Origin of the sequence: Skermanella aerolata KACC 11604, assembly GCF_000936425.1 — a bacterium.
GTDB classification, from domain to species: Bacteria; Pseudomonadota; Alphaproteobacteria; order Azospirillales; family Azospirillaceae; genus Skermanella; species Skermanella aerolata.
Genome location: NZ_AVFK01000028.1, coordinates 1 through 20,230 on the forward strand (window position 1 = coordinate 1; position 20,230 = coordinate 20,230).

Annotated in this window: 17 protein-coding genes and 1 pseudogene; 6 read left to right on the top strand and 12 right to left on the bottom strand. The window is 65.3% G+C overall.

Annotated features, from left to right (window positions below):
* Window positions 1-615: 615 nt before the first annotated feature.
* Window positions 616-1,979 (top strand): annotated as a pseudogene (locus N826_RS42055) (ISKra4 family transposase); the annotation flags it as partial.
* A gap of 175 nt (window positions 1,980-2,154) precedes the next feature.
* Complete coding sequence (locus N826_RS26450; RefSeq protein WP_147040686.1) at window positions 2,155-2,835, top strand: hypothetical protein; 681 nt, start codon at window positions 2,155-2,157, stop codon at window positions 2,833-2,835.
* A gap of 107 nt (window positions 2,836-2,942) precedes the next feature.
* On the opposite strand, the gene nagE is transcribed toward N826_RS26450, so the two are convergent.
* Window positions 2,943-4,418 (bottom strand): N-acetylglucosamine-specific PTS transporter subunit IIBC, encoded by a 1,476-nt coding sequence (gene nagE / locus N826_RS26455; protein WP_084721210.1) that lies wholly within the window; start codon window positions 4,416-4,418, stop codon window positions 2,943-2,945.
* 42 nt (window positions 4,419-4,460) lie between these two features.
* Window positions 4,461-5,354, bottom strand: coding sequence for an N-acetylmuramic acid 6-phosphate etherase (locus N826_RS26460; RefSeq protein ID WP_044433711.1), 894 nt, complete (start codon window positions 5,352-5,354; stop codon window positions 4,461-4,463).
* A 282-nt stretch (window positions 5,355-5,636) separates the two neighbouring features.
* Here N826_RS26460 and N826_RS26465 point away from each other — a divergent pair, with 282 nt between their 5' ends.
* The 4 genes from N826_RS26465 to N826_RS43385 all read left to right on the top strand — a co-directional run bounded on the left by N826_RS26465 (window position 5,637) and on the right by N826_RS43385 (window position 9,032).
* Window positions 5,637-6,449, top strand: a complete 813-nt coding sequence (locus N826_RS26465) for a GntR family transcriptional regulator (protein ID WP_044433837.1) — start codon at window positions 5,637-5,639, stop codon at window positions 6,447-6,449.
* Window positions 6,446-7,489, top strand: a complete 1,044-nt coding sequence (locus tag N826_RS26470) for an SIS domain-containing protein (protein ID WP_044433713.1) — start codon at window positions 6,446-6,448, stop codon at window positions 7,487-7,489. The genes N826_RS26465 and N826_RS26470 overlap by 4 nt, the downstream gene beginning before the upstream one ends.
* Entirely contained in the window at window positions 7,489-8,628 is a 1,140-nt protein-coding gene (gene nagA, locus N826_RS26475; protein ID WP_244619592.1) for an N-acetylglucosamine-6-phosphate deacetylase, read from the top strand. Before N826_RS26470 ends, nagA begins: the two co-directional genes overlap by 1 nt.
* A 209-nt stretch (window positions 8,629-8,837) precedes the next feature.
* The gene (locus N826_RS43385; protein ID WP_147040684.1) at window positions 8,838-9,032 is read left to right on the top strand and encodes an anti-sigma factor family protein; all 195 of its coding nucleotides are present in this window, start codon (window positions 8,838-8,840) and stop codon (window positions 9,030-9,032) included.
* 11 nt (window positions 9,033-9,043) lie between these two features.
* Here N826_RS43385 and N826_RS26485 read toward each other — a convergent pair whose 3' ends face one another.
* The 10 genes from N826_RS26485 to N826_RS26530 form a co-directional block, all read right to left on the bottom strand.
* Entirely contained in the window at window positions 9,044-9,283 is a 240-nt protein-coding gene (locus N826_RS26485; protein WP_044433718.1) for an RNA polymerase sigma factor, read from the bottom strand.
* A gap of 198 nt (window positions 9,284-9,481) precedes the next feature.
* Window positions 9,482-11,173: a hydantoinase B/oxoprolinase family protein gene (locus tag N826_RS26490; protein WP_044433720.1), complete on the bottom strand. Its 1,692-nt coding sequence runs from the start codon at window positions 11,171-11,173 to the stop codon at window positions 9,482-9,484.
* 25 nt (window positions 11,174-11,198) lie between these two features.
* On the bottom strand, window positions 11,199-13,217 hold the full coding sequence (locus N826_RS26495; protein ID WP_211099390.1) for a hydantoinase/oxoprolinase family protein: 2,019 nt from the start codon (window positions 13,215-13,217) through the stop codon (window positions 11,199-11,201).
* A 57-nt stretch (window positions 13,218-13,274) separates the two neighbouring features.
* Complete coding sequence (locus N826_RS26500) at window positions 13,275-13,457, bottom strand: hypothetical protein (RefSeq protein WP_044433722.1); 183 nt, start codon at window positions 13,455-13,457, stop codon at window positions 13,275-13,277.
* A gap of 35 nt (window positions 13,458-13,492) precedes the next feature.
* Window positions 13,493-14,140, bottom strand: a complete 648-nt coding sequence (locus tag N826_RS40520) for a GntR family transcriptional regulator (RefSeq protein WP_052832092.1) — start codon at window positions 14,138-14,140, stop codon at window positions 13,493-13,495.
* A gap of 149 nt (window positions 14,141-14,289) precedes the next feature.
* On the bottom strand, window positions 14,290-15,717 hold the full coding sequence (locus tag N826_RS26510; RefSeq protein ID WP_084721212.1) for an aminotransferase: 1,428 nt from the start codon (window positions 15,715-15,717) through the stop codon (window positions 14,290-14,292).
* A gap of 25 nt (window positions 15,718-15,742) precedes the next feature.
* Window positions 15,743-16,588, bottom strand: coding sequence for an ABC transporter permease (locus N826_RS26515; RefSeq protein WP_052832094.1), 846 nt, complete (start codon window positions 16,586-16,588; stop codon window positions 15,743-15,745).
* A gap of 26 nt (window positions 16,589-16,614) precedes the next feature.
* Window positions 16,615-17,553, bottom strand: a complete 939-nt coding sequence (locus tag N826_RS26520; RefSeq protein WP_044433724.1) for an ABC transporter permease — start codon at window positions 17,551-17,553, stop codon at window positions 16,615-16,617.
* Window positions 17,554-17,680: 127 nt separating this feature from the next.
* Complete coding sequence (locus N826_RS26525; protein ID WP_044433725.1) at window positions 17,681-18,886, bottom strand: type 2 periplasmic-binding domain-containing protein; 1,206 nt, start codon at window positions 18,884-18,886, stop codon at window positions 17,681-17,683.
* 81 nt (window positions 18,887-18,967) lie between these two features.
* Complete coding sequence (locus N826_RS26530; protein WP_052832096.1) at window positions 18,968-20,104, bottom strand: ABC transporter ATP-binding protein; 1,137 nt, start codon at window positions 20,102-20,104, stop codon at window positions 18,968-18,970.
* Between the last annotated feature and the right edge of the window lie 126 nt (window positions 20,105-20,230).

A 20,230-nucleotide genomic window follows, 5' to 3' on the forward strand; every position in this document is an offset into this window, starting at 1 on the left:
TTCGCGATTGGCGGCTTTTTCCCGGCGGGTGCCCCGCTATCAGCGGTCGCCCGAACCGGTAACAATCTGGATGTTTTCATTCCGGGTAATGACGGCCGCATCTATACGTCGTGGTGGTTTGCTTGAAAAAAGTTGATTGGAATTAGTAATCACGTCCCCTTGCTTAATTGAACTGAGGGGACGTGACGACTATGCACAAATCCCTCATGCGGTACCATGATCAAATACGGGCCGGCTTCCATCGGTTGGCTCGTCCACGAAGTTCCTCATTGACCGCGGCTGACGGCGCATAGGCTATGGCCTTCCCGTAACCTGCGTGCCAAAAGTGCCGATCTGGAAAGCGTTGGATTTCAATGGGTTGCGCAAGATCTGTTCGTGTAACCCTATGATATCATGAGAGATTCAGCTTTTTCCGGTTGATGAACGGTCCTGGGGCGGCCATTTCTACGCTGAGAATTCAGCGTAGTGACTCAGGGTTTGGATTTTGCGTCCGTTGGGGTTCCCCGTGCCGCGGAGGCAATCGGGACCATGGTAAAGTGTAGGAGGTCGGGGGTGGTCTGCGGCGCCATCGGCGGATAGGTAGTCGCTTCGACAGTGGCAGCCTTTGGGACGAGCATGCCTATTGAGATCCAGCTCCGGATTATCGCCGACGACAACAGCGTGATCAGCGAGGGCGAGATCCTGCATCTCGACAAGGGCGACGACCGGCTGGAGGTGGTCGGTCTGGCGTTCGACGAAGCCAAGGCGATAATGGCCGGCATCCAGGGAGGCGTGGTCACCGCCCAGGCGGCAAGTTTTCTGGCGCGGCATCGGAGCTGTGATCTCTGCGGCAGCCAATTGCTGAGCAAGGGGTCGGGCAGGACCCAGTTCCGCACCGCCTTCGGCACTATCGCGCTGTCCAGTCCGCGCTTTCACCGCTGCCGCTGCCAGCCCAAGGCGGCCTGGACCTTCAGCCCGTTGAACCTGCTCCTGACCGAGCACATAGCCCCGGAACTACTTTACCTGGAGACCCGCTGGGCCTCGTTGGTGTCCTATGGCATGACAGCGGATTTGCTGAAGGATGTTCTGCCGGTCGGCGGTGCCGCTAACGCCTCGACCATCCGCCGCCACCTGCACAAGGTCGCCGCCCGCCACGAAGCTGATCTCAGCGGCGACCAGCCGGGTGGGCATGACGAGGATTCGGTCAACGGCCAGCCGCTCCTGCGGGCGGCGGTCATCGTCGGCATCGACGGCGGCTATGTCCGGAACTGGCACGACAAAAAGCACAACTTCGAGGTCGTGGTTGGCAAATGCATGGCCGCGGACCGCGTGACCGCTCCTTCGGCCTTGTCCAGAGCCAGGATGAGCAGCCCGGGCGCCGCTTCCGCGAGGTTCTGCGCACTCAGGACCTGCCGGTGACCCAGCCGGTCACGATGCTGACCGACGGCGGCGACAGCATACGCGCACTGGCGGGGGAACTCTCACCCGGCGCCGTAATGATGCTGGATTGGTTCCATATCGCCATGAGGCTGACCGGCCTCGAGCAGTACGCCAAGGGCCTGGCGCACCACAATCCCGTCGAGGCGCTGGCGTTGCAGTACCGGCTGGAGCGGATCAAGTGGCGGCTCTGGCATAGCGACGGCGATGAGGCCCTGATCCGGGCACAAGCCTTGGCGGCGGATGTCGCCGCCTTGAACACCGGCTATCCCGGGCTGAAGCGGCTGGTCAAGGCGGCCGCCGGATTGGCCACCTACATCGCCAACAACGCCGCGGCGATCGTCAACTACAGCCGACGCTGGAATAACGGCGAACGGATCTCGACCGCATTCGCTGAGTCTACTGTCAACCTAGTGATTAGCCGGCGCTTCGCCAAGAAACAGCAGATGCAGTGGTCGAAGCTCGGCACCCACCGGCTCCTGCAGACCCGGACCAAAACTCTCGACGGCACGCTGCCCCACTTGTTCGCCCAGTGGTATCCGGCCATGGCCTCCAACGACAATCAAGTCCCGATTATCGCCGTGGCAGCCTTACCATCTCCCACGCCTTGCCATGCTCCCGTACAAAAACAGGTACCCCGCACCAGAAGACACTATTTAAATATGATAAAATTCACTGAAAATTCCTAATTAATAGGACATAATTGCTATTCTTGTTGTGTCTATGAAAGCCCCCGCCGTGCCCGCACCCGTTACCCCAACCCATCGCCAGCTCCTCCCCCGCCAGGAGCTTTTCGCCTATCACGCCTCGCGCGGCGCCAGCCTTGCGCAGGCGTCCCGGCTGGCCGGGTATTCGCCCCAGGGCGCGCGGCAGCGGGGCAGTGTCCTAATGGCGAATAGTGACATTCGATTACGGGTGGAAGAATTTCGGCGTAGCTGGATGGCGGAGCGTGACGCCTCCATCGCGGAGGCCGTCGAGGAGACGGGGCAGGTCGTGGAGATGGCGATCCGCCTGGAGCGTCCAACCGCAGCCCTGATGGCGATCGAATTAAAGCTCAAGCTGCGCGGCTTCATCCATGACCGCCGTTTCAGCCTCTACACCGAAAGCCCGGACGACGATCTCAGCACCTGCCTGTTCGACCCGCGCGAGGACGAGGACCCGCCGCTGGAACCGCTCCCCGAAGCACCCGCATCTCCCGCCGAACCGCCGGCCACCCCGCCCGAGCCCGTATCCGAACCCGCATCCACCGCCGCCGCCGATACCAGCACCGCGCCAGCTGCCGTACCGGCCCCAGCCGCTACAGCGCCCGTCCTCCGCATCCCCCCTGTTCCGGCCCGCGTGCTGGAGACGTTCGACATCGACCCGAAAGCCTTCCCGACGGTCTGCCCAGGCGATCCCCAAGAACCACTCTCGCCGTGATCGCGGCGCCTGACCCGTCACGCAATCGGCATCTTCGGGGTCGCGGTCAGGTTCGCGGTCGGACCTGCGAGGGCCGCCTCATGACAGCGGTCGGCCCGCAAGGGAGTTCAGCTCGCCAGCGGAAGGCGCAGGGCGGCGTTGACTTCGCCGGCCAACTGGTCGGCGATCGGCCCCACGACGACCTGGACGCTTCCGGGCGCCGGCTTGATCACGCCGCGAGCGCCCAGGGACTTCAGCGCCGCTTCGTCGATGGCCGCGTTGTCCGCCACGGACAGGCGAAGGCGGGTCGTGCAGGCATCGACCGCCAGCAGGTTGGCGCGGCCACCCAATGCCCGGACATAGGCGGGTCCGAGGCTGCCGGACGATCCGTCCGCCGCCGGGGCCTGGACGGTGGCCGCAGCCGGGGCGCCGTCCGCCTCGCGGCCCATCGTCTTCAGGTCGAATTTGGCGATGAAGAAGCGGAACAGCCCGTAATAGACCGCGAAGTAGGCAGCACCGACCGGCAGCAGAAGCAGCGGGTTGGTGGCCTTGCCGTAGTTCAGCACATAGTCGAACAGACCGGCGGAAAAGCCGAAGCCCAGCTTCACGTGCAGCATGTCCATGATCACCATGGAAAGGCCGGTCAGAAGGGCGTGGATGATGTAAAGGACCGGGGCCAGGAACATGAAGGAGAACTCGACCGGCTCGGTAACCCCGGTCAGGAACGCCGTCAGCGCCATCGACAGCAGCACGCCGCCCACTGCGGCCCGCTTTTCCAGCCGAGCCGCGTGGTAGATCGCAAGGCATCCAGCCGGCAGGCCGAACATCATGACGGGGAAGAAGCCGCTCATGAAGGCGCCGGCGGAAGGATCGCCCGCGAAGAAGCGCTTCAGGTCGCCGGTCACCCCGTTGAAGTCGCCCAGCAGGAACCACGCGATGTTGTTGAGGATGTGGTGCAGGCCGGTGATGATCAGCACCCGGTTGAGGACGCCGTAGACGAACAGCCCGACCTCCCCGGCGCCGAAGACCGACCGGCTCAGCGCGTCCAGCCCGATCTCGACATAGGGCCAGCCGATGCCGAACACCACTGCCAGACCGAGGCAGGCGAAGCCGGTGACGATCGGCACGAAACGCCGGCCGCCGAAGAACGCCAGGTATTCCGGCATCCGGATGTCTTTGTACCGGTTGTACAGCAGGCCGGCCATGATCCCGGACAGCAGCCCGATCGGCACGCTGATCTTGGCCCCCAGCTTGGCGGTGAAGTTGATCACCGCCAGATCGCGGGCAGCTCCGGTCAGGTCGCCCAGCACCGCCGGCGGGACCGCGATCAGCGCTTCCGCACCTTTGACCGCGACGAAGTAGCCGACGGCGCCGGCCAGGGCCGCGGCGCCATGGTTCTCCTTGGCGAAACCGACCGCGACGCCGATGGCGAACAGCAGGCCCAGGTTGGAGAAGATCGCATCGCCGGCGGCGGCGACGAAGGCGATGTTCAAAAGGTCCGGCTGGCCCAGCCGAAGCAGCAGGCCGGCGATCGGCAGGACCGCGATGGGCAGCATGAGCGCGCGGCCAAGCTGCTGTATTCCTGCGAATTTGTTTCCCAACACGACTTCATTCTCCCTGTATTCGAACTCGTCCGGCGTCGTTCTTCATTCGGGTTTCGGACAGGTGCCCAAGGCTTTTCGAAGGTTCCCGCCGGCATTTCCCAGTGCGGCGCCGGCCCTTTCGCCGTCGACGCCGGCAAGCGCGAGCACGGCCAGCTTGACGCTTCCCGTGCGGGCGATCGCATCGGCGGCGGTCTCCGGGCCGCAGCCGGCAATGCGGGCGACCATGGCGACGCAGCGTTGCCGGAGCTTTTCATTCTCCGGCCGGACATTGACCATCAGATTGTCGAAAACGGCTCCCAACCGCACCATCAGGGCAGTCGAGAACAGGTTCAAAACCAGCTTCTGCGCCGTCCCCGCCCCCAGCCGGGTCGATCCGCCGATCACCTCGGCACCGGTTTCGATCAGGACCGGGTGCAGGGCGGCGGCGAGCAGGGCGCTGCCGGCATTGCAGGCGACGGCCATCGTACCGGCCCCGGCCTGCCGCGCCTCCTCGAGCGCCGCCACGGTGAAGCGGCTCGTTCCGCTGGCGGAGACCCCGATCACCACATCGGCGGCCGTGCAGTCCAGGCCGCGCATGCGGGTTCGGGCCGCCTCGGGATCGTCCTCCGTCCCGCTGTCGAGCCCACGGCTGAAATCCAGCCCGCCCGCCAGCACGATCGCCAGCCGCTCGTCCGGCCAGTCGAAGGTCGAGGCGAGTTCCAGCGCGTCGAGGGCGGCGATCAGTCCGGACGAACCCGCCCCGACATAGATCAGCCGACCGCTCGATCCCAGCCGCGCCGCCGCATCCTCGACCGCCCGCTCGATCGCCGGAAGTGCGGGCAGGCAGGCGGCTACCGCCCGCGACTGCCCCGCCCACAAGGCTTCCAGAATGCCCGTGGTGTTCCACTGGTCCAGCCCCTGGAACCGCTCGCTTGCGGCCTCGGTCGCTGCCGGCATGGCGTTTCCTCCTCCATCTTAAAGTGGTTTTATATTGGTATTGTTCGATGGTACCAGAATCCGGGACGGGTTCAACAGAAAAGTAACGATCAATTAACCATGTTTTCGGCGTCCTGCGCTCTGTAGGCGTCGAAAAACGGTAGCTAAGCCTGTGTTTTCGCCCGTTAAGCTTGGCGTGAACATGAAGTTTCTTCAGGATTCTTAACACCCCGTATTGCCAATTGGCATTGTTTTGGTATTATGCTGATAGCGATCGAAGACGCGGTTGAGGAGTGCCTGTTCATGACGGTGGTATCGGACGACCGGTATCCATTCGACCCGACCGCCGTTTCCAGCGACCGGCCGCTGCCCCTGTACCTGCAATTGGCCGATCATCTGCGTCAGCTCATCGTCCAGGGCGCTCTGGCCGACCAGGATGTCCTGCCGGGCGAGCGGGAGATCGCGGAACGCTTCGGGGTGTCGCGGGTAACCGTCCGGAAGGCGCTCCAGATCCTGGCGGAGGATGGCTTGCTGGACCAGCGGCAGGGCTCCGGCAACTTCGTCAACCGTGGCAAGCGCGTCGAGCAGCCCCTGTCGGCCCTGACCAGCTTTACCGACGACATGCGTTCCCGTGGAATGCGCCCGGCATCGCAGTGGCTGCATCGCGGCATCAGCGCCGCGACGCCGGAGGAAGCGCTGGCCCTGGGGCTTCGTCCCGGCGAGAAGGTCAGCCGCTTGCGCCGTCTGCGCACGACCGACGGCACGCCGATGGCGATCGAGCTGGCGACGGTGCCCTGCCGCTTCCTTGCCGATCCCGAGATCGTGACCGAATCCCTGTACGAAGTCCTGCGCGGAGCGGGTTATCCGCCGTTCCGCGCTTTGCAGCGGCTCTGCGCCGTGCAGCTCACGGCCGATCAGGCGGACTTGCTGCATGTGCCGGCGGGCGCCGCCGCCCTCTTGATCGAGCGCCGGACCTTTCTTGAAGACAATACCCCGCTGGAGCTGGTGCGCTCCCAGTACCGGGGCGATGCCTATGATTTCGTCGTCGAACTCAACCTGTCGGGAGCCACCCGGGAATCCGGTGGCTCCCGACCCAGCAGCGAGAATCGCTCATGATACAGCCAGATACATCGGCCCCGGTCCCCAGGATGGCGGTCGAGGCGGCGCAGGCCGCCGAGGCGGCCGCCCTCCAGATCGAGCGGTGCGGCGCCGCCCTCCGTGAGCTTGGAGAGCGCCTTGGGCGCTCGCCGCCCCGCTTCGTCGTGACCTGCGCCCGTGGCAGTTCCGACCACGCCGCCGGCTACGGCAAGTACCTGATCGAGACGCATCTCGGCCGCGCCGTCGCCTCGGTCGGGCCATCCGTGGCGTCTGTCTACGGCACCGACCTCGATCTGCGCGATGCGCTGTTCATCGCCGTTTCCCAGTCCGGCCGCAGCCCGGACCTGCTGCGCCTGACCGAAACCGCCCGCCGGGGCGGAGCGCTGGTGGTCGGCATCGTTAACGACGAGACATCGCCGCTGCCGGGCCTGTGCGATGTCAGCCTGCCGCTCTGCGCCGGGCCGGAGATCAGCGTCGCCGCCACCAAGTCCTATATCCTGTCGGGACTGGCCTTCCTCCAGATCGCGGCACACTGGAGCGGCGACGCCGGACTGCACCGCGCGGTCGAAGGACTGCCTGCCGCATTGGCCGCCTCCCGCGACCTGGACTGGAGCCCGGCGCTGGACCGGCTGGCCGCCGCCGACAGCATGTTCGTGACCGGCAGGGGCGTCGGCCTCGGGGCGGCGCAGGAGATCGCCCTGAAGTTCAAGGAAACCTGCCGCCTGCATGCCGAGGCGTTCAGCTCCGCCGAAGTGATGCACGGTCCGCTGGCCCTGGTCGGACCCGGCTTTCCGGTGCTGGCGCTGAGCCAGGACGACGAATCCGCCGACGGCAGCCGGGCCGTGGCCGAACGGCTGGTCTCCCTGGGCGCCAGCGTCCTGTCAACGGGGCGCGAAGCCGGCACGGTGCCGCTGCCGGTGCTGCGCGACTGCCCCGCGGTCACCATGCCGCTCTGCGCGGTGCAGAGCTTCTACATGGCGGTCCACCGTCTGGCGAAGGCGCGCGGGTTCGATCCCGATGCGCCCATCCACCTGCGCAAAGTAACGGAGACGATGTGATGAGAGCCCTCACCGGAGCCCGGCTGTTCACGGGCGAAACCATGCTGGACGGGGTCTCGCTGATCGTCGACGGCGGCCGGATCGCCGATCTGGTGCCCGACGACCGGGTTCCCGTGGATGCCGAAATCGTCCGCTGTCCGGATGGCAGCACGCTGGCGCCCGGCTTCATCGATGCCCAGGCCAACGGGGCGGGCGGCGTGCTGTTCAACGACGAGCCGACGGAAGCGGCGGTGCTCGCCATCGCCGGGGCGCTGCGCCGTTCCGGCGGGACCGGGCTGCTGCCGACGCTGATCACCGACGACCGCGCCAAGATGGCAGGCGCCGCCGAAGCGGTGATCGCTGCGTCGCGGGTTCCGGGCAGCGGCGTCCTGGGCATTCACTTCGAGGGGCCGTTCATCAGCCCGAACCGCCCCGGCGTCCACGATCCCCGGTACATCCGCCCGCTTGACGAGGAGGATATCGTCTTCCTGACCGGCCTGCCGGAGCGCATGCCGCAGGGCAGGGTGCTGCTGACCATCGCACCGGAAGAGGTCGGAGACGGCACGATCGCGCGGCTGGCCGAAGCCGGCATCGTCCTGTCCGCCGGACATACGATCGCCAGCTTCGAGCGCACGCGCGAAGCCGTCGGACAGGGCTTGCGCGGCTTCACCCATCTGTTCAACGCGATGCCGCCGATCGCCAGCCGCCAGCCCGCCGTGACCACGGCGGCATTGACCGGCCGGGAAACCTGGTGCGGGATCATCGTGGACGGCATCCATGTCCACCCGGCGGTGCTGAAGATGGCGCTGGCCGCCAAGGGAGCCGACCGCTTCTTCCTGGTCACCGACGCCATGCCCCCGGTCGGGACCGACGCCACCGGCTTCGAACTCTACGGCCAGCGCATCCTGAGGCGGGACGGGCGTCTGGTAACGGAGGACGGCACGCTGGCCGGAGCCGACATCGACATGGCGACGGCGGTCCGCAACTGCGTCCGGATGCTGGGGCTGCCGCTGGAAGACGCATTGGCGATGGCCTCGCTCCGCCCGGCGGAGTTCCTGCGCCTGGATGACCGCTGCGGCCGGCTGGCCCCGGGTTACCGGGCCGATCTCGTACTGCTCGGCCCGGATCTCGAGGTGCTGGATACCTGGGTCGGCAGCTGACACGGCTCCTCCTCAAGGCCGAGGCGTTGAACATCTTTGGTGAGAAAGGAACAATAAATTACGCCCTAAGCGTGTAGACCTTTTTACCCATAGGCAAAATAACTTCTGGCTCGATATGTTGATGGAAGGAGCGTACATGGTTTTTACCCATAGGCAGCGTCGTTTCCCGTTCCGACGAACTGGTTGAACTGGCTGAAGAGAGAAGTGTTGTGAGTTCAGACGACCAAATCCGAGATCTTCTGCTGTTTTCCTACGTGGATGGAGAACTGGACGAAGACCAACGGCGTCTTGTCGAAGATCTGCTTGCCCAAGATCCGGATGCTCGTCAGCGGGTCGCGGAAATGCGTGAAATCAACGCCTTGCTCAAGGCGGCTTACGACGAGGACGGCGAAGAAAAGACCTGACTCCCGCCAGATCAACCTTTCAGCTTAAGCTTGGCGATCAGCGCCAATCGACCACGAAGCAAGTGCTCCTGTAGCGCTTCAGATGAAATCCCAAGCTTGTATGCGGCGTCGCGATAGCTGAATCCTTTGACGCAGACCAGCATGATGGCTTCTTGTTCAGCCGGTAACAGGGTTGCCATGCCCTCGTGGACTTCACCTGTACTAGGCTGAGACTGTTGACTTCCTATCGGCATTTTGATCGCGTTAATCATAGTTATTGGCTCAACGGTAAGTGTCAGCCCAAACGATTGAACATCAATTGAATGTCATTGATACACAGATATTCCCTGGGATAGGAACATATTTAGGCATAGTTTATACTCCCTAAAGATAGCCTCCCGCAGGGCATCCTTCGGCAAAAGGATCATATGCATAAGAGAGGGTTTTGCAGATCCTGTGTGCCGCCTCCGCTACGGCCGCAGCCCATAGATTTCCACCGCCTGTTCGGGCGTGATGAAGCCGTCGAGCAGGTCTTCCCGGACACTCGCCTCGTCCCGCTTCTCGACCGGTCCCCAGCCGCCGCCGGCCGGCGAGGTGATCCTGATCGTGTCGCCCGGATGGATCGGCACGTTGGCGAACTTGCTGGGCGACGGCTTGTTGAAGGCCTGGGTTATGGTCAGCCAGTCCTCCGATCCGGCGCGCTTGATGAACAACTCGGCCCTGCCGCCGTCCTGACCGCCGTGGATGCCCCAGGGCGACAGCTTCTGCCGGTCGCTCATGTAGCTGAAGGTCATTTCGGTATCGGTGCAGCGCACCGTCTTGCTCATCGACAGACCGCCCCGGAACTGGCCGGGACCACCGGTGCCGTCGACCAGCCTGAATTCCTCGACATGCCAGGGGTAGCGGAACTCGAAGACTTCGACCGGGATGTGCGGGCAATTGCCGTTGATGCCGCCGACCGCGTCGTTGCCGTCGGCGAAGCTGCGGCCGCCCCAGCCGACGGGGGTCAGGTCGTAGCAGCAGAAGAACTCGCCCGTCCGCCTGTCGGTGCCGCCGAACAGGAAGTTGGAGTGCGACGCGCCGTCGGTCGCCGCCGACCGGTCGCGCAGGCCGGGTGCCAGCGCTCCCATCACGGTATTGGCGATGCGGCAATGGGTTTCGGTATTGCCGCCGACCGAGGGGCCGGGGAAATCGACGTTGACCACGGTGCCCGGCGGCGCCAGCACCCGGATCGGCCGGAAACAGCCCGAATTCTTCGGGATCGACGCGTCGGTTAGTTGCAGGATCGCGTTGTAGGCGGCACCCCAGGCGACGCCCAGCGTCGCATTGATCGGCCCTCTCGCCTGCGGCGAGCTGCCATGGTAGTCGACGATCAGTCCGTCGCCCTCGACCACCACCTCCACCCGGATCTTGTAGGCGTCGGCCGTGATGCCGTCGTCTTCCATGTAATCCTCGAAGGTGTAGCGCCCGTCTGGGATCTGTGCTATCTCCGCCCTCATGCGGCGTTCGGAATAGTCCATCAGCGCCGCGACATGTTCGCGGAAGCTCTCGATCCCGTGTTTCCGGGCAAGGTCCGCCATCCGGCGCTCGCCCAGATCGACGGCTGCGATCATGGCGCGGAAATCGCCGTAGTTGTAGCGAGGCGTCCGTACATTGGCGAGCAGCAGCCGCCAGACGTCGTCGACGTCCTTGCCGGCCCGCTTGATCTTGACCGGCGGCACCCGCAAGCCTTCGTGGAACACCTCCGTCGCCTCGCCGGCAAAGCCGGCCGGAGCCATGCCGCCGACTTCGCAGATATGGCCGATGGCGACCGAGAAGCCGATCAGCGCGCCGTCCACGAACACCGGCTTGAAGAAGGTGTGCTCGGGGGTATGCAATCCGCCCCGGTAGGGATCGTTGTGCAGGATGACGTCGCCTTCCTCCAGCTCGGCCAAGTCGATTTCCTGCACGCAGGACCGCAGCAGCAGCGGCATGCCGCCGATCATGCTGGGGCAGAAGTCGCCGGTGGCGACCAGCTCGCCGCTCGGCAGCGCCAGCCCGCAGGTGAAGTCCAGCGATTCGCTGAAGATGGTCGAGTATGAGGTCCGCATCAGCGTGACGCCCATGTCGCGGCAGATCGACACGAGGATGCCGCCGGCGATGTTCAGGGAAACCATGTCCATGGGGAAGCTCCTTGATATTGCCGGATCAGGCTGCGATCAGCAGGTTGCCGAACTTGTCCACCTCCAGGGTCTTGCCGGGGTCGAGCACGGTGACGGAGGCGTCCTCCTCGACCAGAGCCGGTCCGGCGATCCTGTCCCCGGCCCGCAGATCGGGCCGCCAGTAGACTGGAGTGTCGCTCCAGCCCCCGGCGAACCAGACCGGACGGCGGGTCTTCGGCTCGCACGGGGCGATCGAGGCTTCGATCTCGGGCAGGGTCATCTCGCCGGTGCGGGCGATGCCGGTGACCAGGAAATTCACCAGTTCGACATGGTCGTCGAGCCGGAAGCCGAACCGCGCCCGGTGCTGCTCATGGAAGGAGTCGAAGACCCGCGACACCTCTTCGTCGGTGAACTCCTCCGCCTCGATCGGGATTTCCAGTTCGTAGTTCTGGCCGAGATAGCGCATCTCGACGCTCCGCATGATCTCGACCTTCTCATGCCCCTGTGCCGCGAGGTCTGCCCGGCACTCGTCGATCAGGGCGCGCATCGACGATCTGGCGCGGTCGCGGTCGAAGAAGCGCGAGTTGAGCTGGACCGTGCGGTAGCGATCGACCCGGGCGTCGGCCATGGTGAAGCCGAAGGCGGAGAACTGGCCCGGGAAGTTGGGGACCAGACCGCGCGGGATCGATGCATCGGTCATCAGGTCGCTGACATGCGGCGGGCCGGCTCCGCCGAAAGCGACCAGCACGAAGTCGCGCGGATCGAGGCCCTGCTCGGTCAGGACGGTGTGAAGGGCGCCGACCATGTTGTTGTTGGCGATCCGCACGATGGCGAGCGCCGCCTGCTCGACCGGCAGGCCGAGCGCTTCGGCGATCGGGGCTACCGCCGCGTGAGCCGCCTCTGCGTTCAGGGACATGGCGCCGCCCAGGAAGTTGCCGGCGCTGATGCGGCCGAGCACGACGTTGGCGTCCGTGACGGTCGGCAGGGCGCCGCCCTTGCCGTAGCAGGCCGGGCCGGGGTCGGCGCCGGCGCTCTCGGGACCGACGACCAGCATGCCGCCCGCATCGATTCGGGCGATCGAGCCGCCGCCGGCGCCGATCGACCGGATGTCGATCATGGGCACCTGGATCGGCCGGCCCCACTCGATCTCGAAATCGGTGGTGAACTTCTCCTTGCCGCCGACGACGGTGGAGACGTCGGTCGAGGTGCCGCCCATGTCCAACGTCACCAGGTTGTTCAGCCCAAGCAGCCGGGCGGTCTGCTTCGCGGCGATCACGCCGCCTGTCGGTCCCGACATGGCGAGCTGGATCGGGCTGTCGGCGGCGGCCTCGGCGCTCATCTCGCCGCCGTTCGACCGCATGATCACCAGCTTGGCGTCGACCCCCTCGGCGCGCAGGCGCTCCTGCATCGAACCGATGCGGCTCTTCACGACCGGTTTGATGAAGGCGTCGCAGATCGTCGTGGAGGACCGGAAATGCTCCTTCCACTTGGGCAGCACTTCGTAGGAGATCGAAACCGGGATGTCCGGCAGTTCCTCGGCGAAGATCTCCTTGATCCGCCGTTCGTGGCCAGGGGAAAGGTAGGAGTGCAGCAGCATGACCGCGATCGCCTCGATGCCGCCGTCGGCCCTGATCCGACCGGCGATCTCGCGGACGCCGGCCTCGTCCAGGGCTTCCAGCACCTCGCCGGAGGGGCCGATCCGTTCGTCCACCTCGTAGGTGTCGCGGCGCTTCACGAACGGCTTCGGCTTGACCCAGGCAAGATCGTAGTGGTGCTTGCGGTTGCCGCGCCCGATGAACGGCACGTCGCGAAAACCGCGCGTGCTGACATAGGCGACCCGGGCGCCCTTGCCTTCCAGCAGCGCATTGGTCGCGACGGTGGTGCCGAGCCGGATCGTCGCGATGTCGTCGATGGCGCCGAAGGCGCGGAGGCCGGTCATGATGCCCTCGACCGGATCGGCCGGCGTCGAGAGGTTCTTCCAGCCCTTCAAGGCTAGGTCGTTCTCGTCATAGGCGACGAAGTCGGTGAAGGTCCCACCGATATCGATGCCGAGGCGGTACTGCATGCGACTGCTCCCTTCCATGCGATGCGCTCACTGTTCGAGCCGCCTTCCGGCGGGCGGTTATTCCGCCGCAGCAGCCCGCCGCCTGTCGCGGTCGGCTTCCCAATCGACGCACCACTCGGAGCAGTAGATCGCATCGTCCTTCGTGACGGCGTCGGCGCGACCGGCGTCGTAGATCAGGACGCCGCAGTTCCGGCACTTGACGTAACTTTCGACGTAGAGCTTGTTCGGAGCGAATTTCATGTCGTTCCCCCTTTCGCTTTGGTCGGTCTATCCAGTCATGGCGTCCAGCCGCGCCGCGAGTAGAGATAGCGCTGGAACGACCGCAGGTCCGAGCAGCGGAGATGCCGTGCAGCGGCGCTGTCGCCCTCTTCGATGGCGAGCACCAGTTCGTCCTGGATGTGCAGGGTGAACTGGAGGAATTCCTTGTCGTCCGGGACGTTCATCGCCAGCGTTTCCGCGATGAACGGCGCGTAGCGCAGGCGCAGCCGCATCACCATTTCCACCAGGATCGGCGACCCCGATCCATCGGTCAGGTCGCAGTTCCATTCCATGATCCGCCGCATCGACGCCCGGACGTCGCGGTCGCGGAAGTGCTCCCGCAGGGCCAGCGTGTGGCGGTAGAGCTTGCGCGCTTCCTCCGGACGGTTGCGCGCCGCGAAGCGTGCCGCCGCCTCTCCTTCCAGCAGAAGGCGAAGGCCCCAGATCTCGTCCGCCTGCTCCCGGCTCAGGCGAGGCACCCGGATCGAACGGCTGCGGGTGATCTCCAGCGCCGAGGCGGAGACCAGCCGGCCTACCGCCTCCCGCACCGGCTGCATGCTGGTGTTGAGGGACTTGGCGAGCTTTCGCAGGCTCATCTTCGTCTCGGGCGGCCAGCTTCCATCGAGGATGTTGGCTTCCATATCCGAATATATCTGGCGAGCCATCGTCGACGTTTCGGCGATCCTGCCTGCGGGTTCCACTGGTTGGGCGAGTTGCATCACGTCCTTGCCTCGACTGAGCCGTTCTGGTGCAGGGCGTAATGCATCGGGGCCGTGGCTTCACCCAAAAACGTCGTTTCCCTTTCCCGATCGGTTTATGTCCTGGCCAATTGCCGCAATGCCGGCGTCGTGGCATCCAGGGCCTGCGCGAAGCGGTCGACAGCTTCGTCGCAATCGCTCTTGGTTATGCAGAGCGGCGGGGAGAACGCCACGACCTCAAGGAAGGGCAGCGCCCGCACCATCAGGCCGTGCTCCACCGCCTGGTTCGCGACCAGCCGGTGCGCGTTCTGCGACGCCGCGAACGGCTTCCGGGTTTCCCGATCCGCCATGAACTCGACGCCGATCATCAATCCCCGGCCGCGCACGTCGCCGACATAGGGATGGTCGCCGATCCGGGCCTTCAGGTTCTCCAGCAGATAGGCGCCGACCTCGGCCGAGTTGGCGACCATGCCTTCGGATTCCATGATGTCCAGGTTCGCCATCGCGATCGCGGCGCCGACCGGATGGCCGGAATAGGTGAAGCCGTGCATGACAGGCCCGTGCTCCGGCGATGCGGCTTCCAGCACCTTCCAGATCCGCTCGGAAACCACCGATGCGGAGACCGGGAAATACGCGCTGGTCAAGCCCTTGGCCAGGGTCAGCAGGTCCGGCTTCAGGCCGAAGAGCCCGCTGCCGAACCATTCGCCGGTGCGCCCGAAACCGGTGATGACCTCGTCGGCGATCAGGAGGATGTCGTGCTGGTCCAGCAGCTTCTGGACCCGTTCGAAATACCCGGCGGGCGGGATCAGGACGCCGCCCGTTCCCATGATCGGCTCGGCGATGAAGGCGCCGATCGTCTCCGGGCCTTCGCGCGCGATGATCTGCTCGATATCGGCGATCAGCCGGTCGCAATAGGCCGCTTCGCTCTCGCCCGGGAGGCCGAAACGGTACTGGTGCGGGCATTCGGCATGGATCACGTCGGTTGACGGCAGGCTCCAGGCGGTATGGTAGGCTTCGATCCCGGTCAGGGTCGCCGCCGCTGCCGTCAGCCCGTGATAGCCGCCCTTGCGCGAGATGATCTTCCGCTTCTCCGGCACCCCGCGCAGATTGGCGTAGTAGCGCACCAGCTTGTAGTTGGTGTCGTTGGCGTCCGAGCCGGAGGTGCCGAAGAAGACGCGCTTCAGGTGCCGGGCGCCGGCATGGTCGTGCAGGAGGTTCAGCACGCGGTCGGCCAGCCGGATCGTCATTTCGTTGGACGACGATCCGAACAGGTGCCAGTAGTTGAGGTCCAGGATGGCCTTGCTAGCCGCCGCCGCGATCTCCGGCCGGCCGTAGCCGATATTGACGCACCAGAGGCCGCCCGAACAGTCGAGCATTTCCCGGCCGGCGTGGTCGCGCAGGCGGACGCCCTGCGCCGCCGCCATGATCTTCGGGCCGTTCTGCTGGTGCAGGGCGATCGGAGTGAGCGGATGGAACAGGCTGTTCCGGTCCATGTCCTCCAGGGAATAGTTGGCCCGGTCGCGGGTCGTATCGAGGTCGAGCATGTGTCGGTTCGCTTTCAGATACGGTTCAGTTCTTGTCGAGTTTCACGAACAGGAACCAGAAGAAGACGCCCATCACCGGCAGGGTGACGGCGACCAGAAGGGTCGTGAGCGAAAAGATGATCGGGATCTGGGACTGCTGCGACGCGGCCATGGCCCAGTTGTAGATCGGCATGGTGGTTTCGATGCCGCGCAGGAACAGCGAGCGTGGCAACTCGTTGAACGACAGCAGGAAGCCGAAGATGCCGGCGCCGAAGATGCCCGGCCGCAGGATCGGCATCTCGATATCCCAGAAGCGCCGCCACGGCGAGGCGCCCAGGTCCTCCGCCGCCTCGAGCAGGCGCAGGTCGAACCGGCTGGCGATCACCAGGACCAGGAGCATGCAGAAGGGCAGCGCCCAGACGAGCTGGCCCAGGAAGATCGACCAGATGCCGAGCTTCAGTTCCAGGATGCTGCGCAGGAAGATGAACAGGGCGGCGCCCATCGTCAGGCCGGGCACGAACAGCGGCAGCAGCGTCAGCAGGATGACGCCGCCGGGCCGTTCGAGCCGGGTGATCGCCCGCCCCACGACCGTTGCGATCACCATGCAGACAAAGGCGACGAGCGCGCTCAGCCACAGGCTGGTCTGCATGGGCGTCACCCAGCGCGCATCGCCGCCGAGCTGCCGGTAGTTGTCGAGCGTCAGGGGATAGGGGATGCCCGACAGCGGACTGGCGGCGAAGGACATCACCGCCAGCCAGATCAGCGGTATGTAGATCATCGCGAGCGCGAAGGCGCCGAACGCCTTGGCCATGGTCTTCCAGCCGGCGGATTGTCCGAGCCGCCCCTGCGGCCTGGCTGCGGCGCGGTCTTCCCGGGCGGGAGCGAGGGTCATGGTCGACACAGGGCGGCTCCCTAAGCTCAGCGCCGGATCGCGACGAACATGGAGGCCATGTCGTAGCGTCGGCGGGTGACGAGGACGAGAACGGCGAGGCAGATGCCCAGCAAGGCCACGACGACGGTCGAAAGCGCCGCGGCGGTCGGGTATTTGAGCTGCTGCAAGGCCGAGTTGACCGAATTGCCGAGCAGATCGACGAAGCCGCCGCCCAGGAGCTGCGGTTCCACGAAGGCCGCCATCAGCGGGACCAGGGTGAAGACGATGCCGGCGACGATGCCCGGCAGAGCCATGGGAATGATGATGTTGAACAGCGTCTGCGCCGGTCCGCCGCCGAGATCCTGGCTGGCCTGGATATAGTCGTCGTCGATCAGGGCGATGGACATGAAGATCGGGAAGACCATGGTCGGGAAGTGGGTGCCGAGCAGGCCGAAATGGACGGCGAATTCCGAATAGAGCAGCCAGTCGATCGGCGCGTCGGTGATGCCGAGCGACATGAGCGCTGTGTTCACCGCGCCCGTCTGGCCCAGGATGGAGCGCCAGACGATGATGCGGGAGGCGGCGTCCAGGAAGAACGGGATGGTCAGGAGCGTGATGATCATCGCCTTGACCGTCTTGGAGCGGCAGCCCTTGGCGAGCCAGAGCGCGAAGGGAAAGGCCAGGACGAATTCGATGATCGTCATCGTGATGCCGATCCGCAGCGTCCTGACTGCCGCCATCCACCGGCCGGAATCGATCAGCGAGATCCAGGTATCCAGCGACGGCGTGTAGACCACCCGGTACGCCTTCACCTGAAGGAAGCTGAAGAGGACGATGACGACCAGCGGCGCTATGACCAGGAACGACCAGGCCAGCAGGAAGGTCGGCACCGTCAGCCGCGACGGCTTCAACCCGTCGAGCAGGCGCTTGGCGAAGGGGCGGCGCTGGGGCAGGGCAGGGGAATCGGATCGGCTTTGCATCGTCATGGCGGCGGCCTCGAGCTGTGCCGGATCTGCGGGTTCCGGCCTGAGCGGGAAAGTGCGGGGACCGCGTCGTCCCCGCGCCGGTCTCCAAACTGGTCCCTATGGGGGTCCCCATACTGGTCCGTGTCGTTCACGCGTTGAGGAAGCGCTGCCACTCCTCTTCCATGACGTCAGCGTGCTCGGGCACCACCTTGCAGAAGAAGGGCTTCTGGAACTTGCGCCGGACCTTCTCCTCGGCCCATTTCAGGCCGTCGATGTCTTCCTTCGACCAGCCGTGGTCGATCGCGTACTGGACGCCGAGATCCATGTTGGGGCCAGCGTAGCCGCGCTCCTTGGCCTGGAACGCCCGGTATTCGCCGTCGAGGAAGTAGTTCAGCAGTTTGTAGATGTTGTCGACGTTGCCGCGATCCATCGCCGCCGCCGCGACGCAGGCGCCGTGACCCCACAGGTAATAGCCTTCCACGGTGAAGGCGTAGATCACGGAGTTGGGGCCGAGAGCGTTGTTGGCTTCCTTGGTCGCCGGCTCCCAGCAGTTGATCATGGCCACTTCCTTGTTGGACAGGAGCTGGACCTGTTCCTCGAAGGCCGTGAAGATCGTGCGGAACTGGCCGGCCCGCTTGCGCTCGACCAGATAATCGGCGACCTGGCGCGCCTGTTCGGCCGGCAGGTCCGCCGGATCTTCGACGGTGATGCGGCCGTGGTGCTTGAGGTAGTTGGCCGTCTCGGCCATCGATTGCAGCCAGCTCCGGTCGATCGCGACGCGGCCCTTGACGTTCTCGCCCTCGAAGAAGGTCGTCCAGGGCACTTCGTCCAGGCCGTTCGGGTTGGCGTCGATCGCCGCCGGGAAATAGCCGAAGGCGTCGCCGTTTCCGATCACCGGCACCGCGTACTGCTTGTCGTCGGCGCGCAGGAAACTCGACCGCTTCCAGGAGTCGGGTGTCCGTGCCCAAAGCTTCAGCTCGGGATGGTTCTCGTCGATCTCGGCATAGTAGCCTTCCGGACCGAGCAGGTCCTCCGTACCGCCGTCGAAGATGAAGACGTCGTGGGTCGAGGTCAGGTCGTTGCCCATGACGTCGCGCATGAAGACGCCGATGTCGGCGTTGGTCGGCGTGTAATCGACCTGGATGCCGATGGACTGGGTCACCCTCGACCAGTCCTTGGGCTGCGCCGTCGTGACGCCATAGCCCTTGACCGGCAACCCCGCCGCCCAGGCCTGCTGGGACAGGCCCGGCAGCACGGACGCCGCCGCTCCGAGCGCGGTTACCGACAGGACGCTTTCCATGAAGCCGCGACGGGACATGGGGAGGCCATTGGCACCGATCTTGTCATGCTCCATTGTCATCTCCTTCAAGTTGCTCGGGCGGATGGTTGAGGGTTAGATCTGGGATAAGAGAGAATTCCTGGTGAGGGGCGCCGACTAGAGGTCCATGACGATGCAGTCGTCCTTGTGCCACCAGACCCGTGACGGCTGGTCGGTGACGGCCGAGGCGTTCCAGATCCGCACCTTGATCGGTGCTATGTCCGTCGTGACCGTCCGGTCGAGATACTTGCCCTTGTAGATCGCACCGCCGGCGCCGCAGGGCAGGACGTTGTGGTCGGGGGCGGTGGGAGCGACGGGGCCGAGATGCAGGCGTTCGGCCCGGACGCCGACCGCGACCTTGGCTCCGACCTTGGGAATGGAGCGGCCGGACCAGCGGCCCCTCAGCCGGCGTTCGCCGACTTGGACCTGAGCTTGCCCGCCGGAAAGCTCGATCAACTCGCCCTCGAAGCAGTTCTCGACGCCCATGAAGCGGGCGGCGAAGGCGCTGACCGGGCGGTCGAAGATGGCGGTGGGGGGACCTTCCTGGTCGATTTTGCCCTTCCGCATCAGGATGATGCGGTCGCTCATGGTCAGCGCCTCTTCCTGGCTGTGCGTGATGTAGATGAAGGTCATGCCGAGCCGCTTCTGGATTTCCAGCAGCTCGACCTGCATGTCGACCCGCAGCTTCTCGTCCAGCGCGCCAAGCGGTTCGTCCAGCAGCAGGATCGCCGGCTGCGGGACCAGTGCCCGGGCAAGCGCCACGCGCTGGCGCTGGCCGCCCGAGAGTTGGTGAATCCTGCGGTCGTACTTGTCCGCCAGTTGGACCAGTTCCAGTGCGTTCCGGGCGCGCGTCCGGCGCTCCGCGACGGGCACGCCGCGCATCTTGAGGCCGTATTCGACGTTCTCCCCGACCGTCAGGTGCGGGAACAGGGCGTAGTTCTGGAAGACAGTCGTGCAATCGCGCTGGAACGCCGGGACCTCGCTGACATCGACGCCGCCCAGGCGCAGCGCCCCGATCCTGTAGGGCTTCTCCAGTCCGGAAATTAGCCGGAGCAGCGTGGTCTTGCCGGAGCCGCTTTCGCCCAGGATCGTGAGGAACTCGCCGGGAGCCGCCCTGACCGTGACGTTGTCGAGCGCCACGACCCCGTCATAGGCATGCGTCGCGTCGATGACCTCCAGGATCGGCTGGGCCGGCTTCGTTCCAGCATCCCGGGCCGGTGCGGACGATGGACGGGTGATCGGATCAGTCAACATGGGCACCTCACCAGCAGATTTGCGATCCAGGTACTCGTCAGCACCTGTGATCACAGCTAGCAAGCAATGTGCCACTATGGCCTAGGCCGAATTCAGCACTTAAACCCCTGAACTGGCGGTTCGGCA

Excerpts from the sequence above, each read along its gene's own strand:
- N826_RS26460 (WP_044433711.1), bottom strand. The coding sequence starts at position 5,354 with ATGCCGGCAGCGACCGAGGCCGCAAGCGAGCGGTTCCAGGGGCTGGAC.
- N826_RS26465 (WP_044433837.1), top strand. The coding sequence starts at position 5,637 with ATGACGGTGGTATCGGACGACCGGTATCCATTCGACCCGACCGCCGTT.
- N826_RS26470 (WP_044433713.1), top strand. The coding sequence starts at position 6,446 with ATGATACAGCCAGATACATCGGCCCCGGTCCCCAGGATGGCGGTCGAG.
- nagA (WP_244619592.1), top strand. The coding sequence starts at position 7,489 with ATGAGAGCCCTCACCGGAGCCCGGCTGTTCACGGGCGAAACCATGCTG.
- N826_RS26485 (WP_044433718.1), bottom strand. The coding sequence starts at position 9,283 with ATGATTAACGCGATCAAAATGCCGATAGGAAGTCAACAGTCTCAGCCT.
- N826_RS26490 (WP_044433720.1), bottom strand. The coding sequence starts at position 11,173 with ATGGACATGGTTTCCCTGAACATCGCCGGCGGCATCCTCGTGTCGATC.
- N826_RS26495 (WP_211099390.1), bottom strand. The coding sequence starts at position 13,217 with ATGCAGTACCGCCTCGGCATCGATATCGGTGGGACCTTCACCGACTTC.
- N826_RS26500 (WP_044433722.1), bottom strand. The coding sequence starts at position 13,457 with ATGAAATTCGCTCCGAACAAGCTCTACGTCGAAAGTTACGTCAAGTGC.
- N826_RS40520 (WP_052832092.1), bottom strand. The coding sequence starts at position 14,140 with ATGGCTCGCCAGATATATTCGGATATGGAAGCCAACATCCTCGATGGA.
- N826_RS26510 (WP_084721212.1), bottom strand. The coding sequence starts at position 15,717 with ATGCTCGACCTCGATACGACCCGCGACCGGGCCAACTATTCCCTGGAG.
- N826_RS26515 (WP_052832094.1), bottom strand. The coding sequence starts at position 16,588 with ATGACCCTCGCTCCCGCCCGGGAAGACCGCGCCGCAGCCAGGCCGCAG.
- N826_RS26520 (WP_044433724.1), bottom strand. The coding sequence starts at position 17,553 with ATGACGATGCAAAGCCGATCCGATTCCCCTGCCCTGCCCCAGCGCCGC.
- N826_RS26525 (WP_044433725.1), bottom strand. The coding sequence starts at position 18,886 with ATGGAGCATGACAAGATCGGTGCCAATGGCCTCCCCATGTCCCGTCGC.
- N826_RS26530 (WP_052832096.1), bottom strand. The coding sequence starts at position 20,104 with ATGTTGACTGATCCGATCACCCGTCCATCGTCCGCACCGGCCCGGGAT.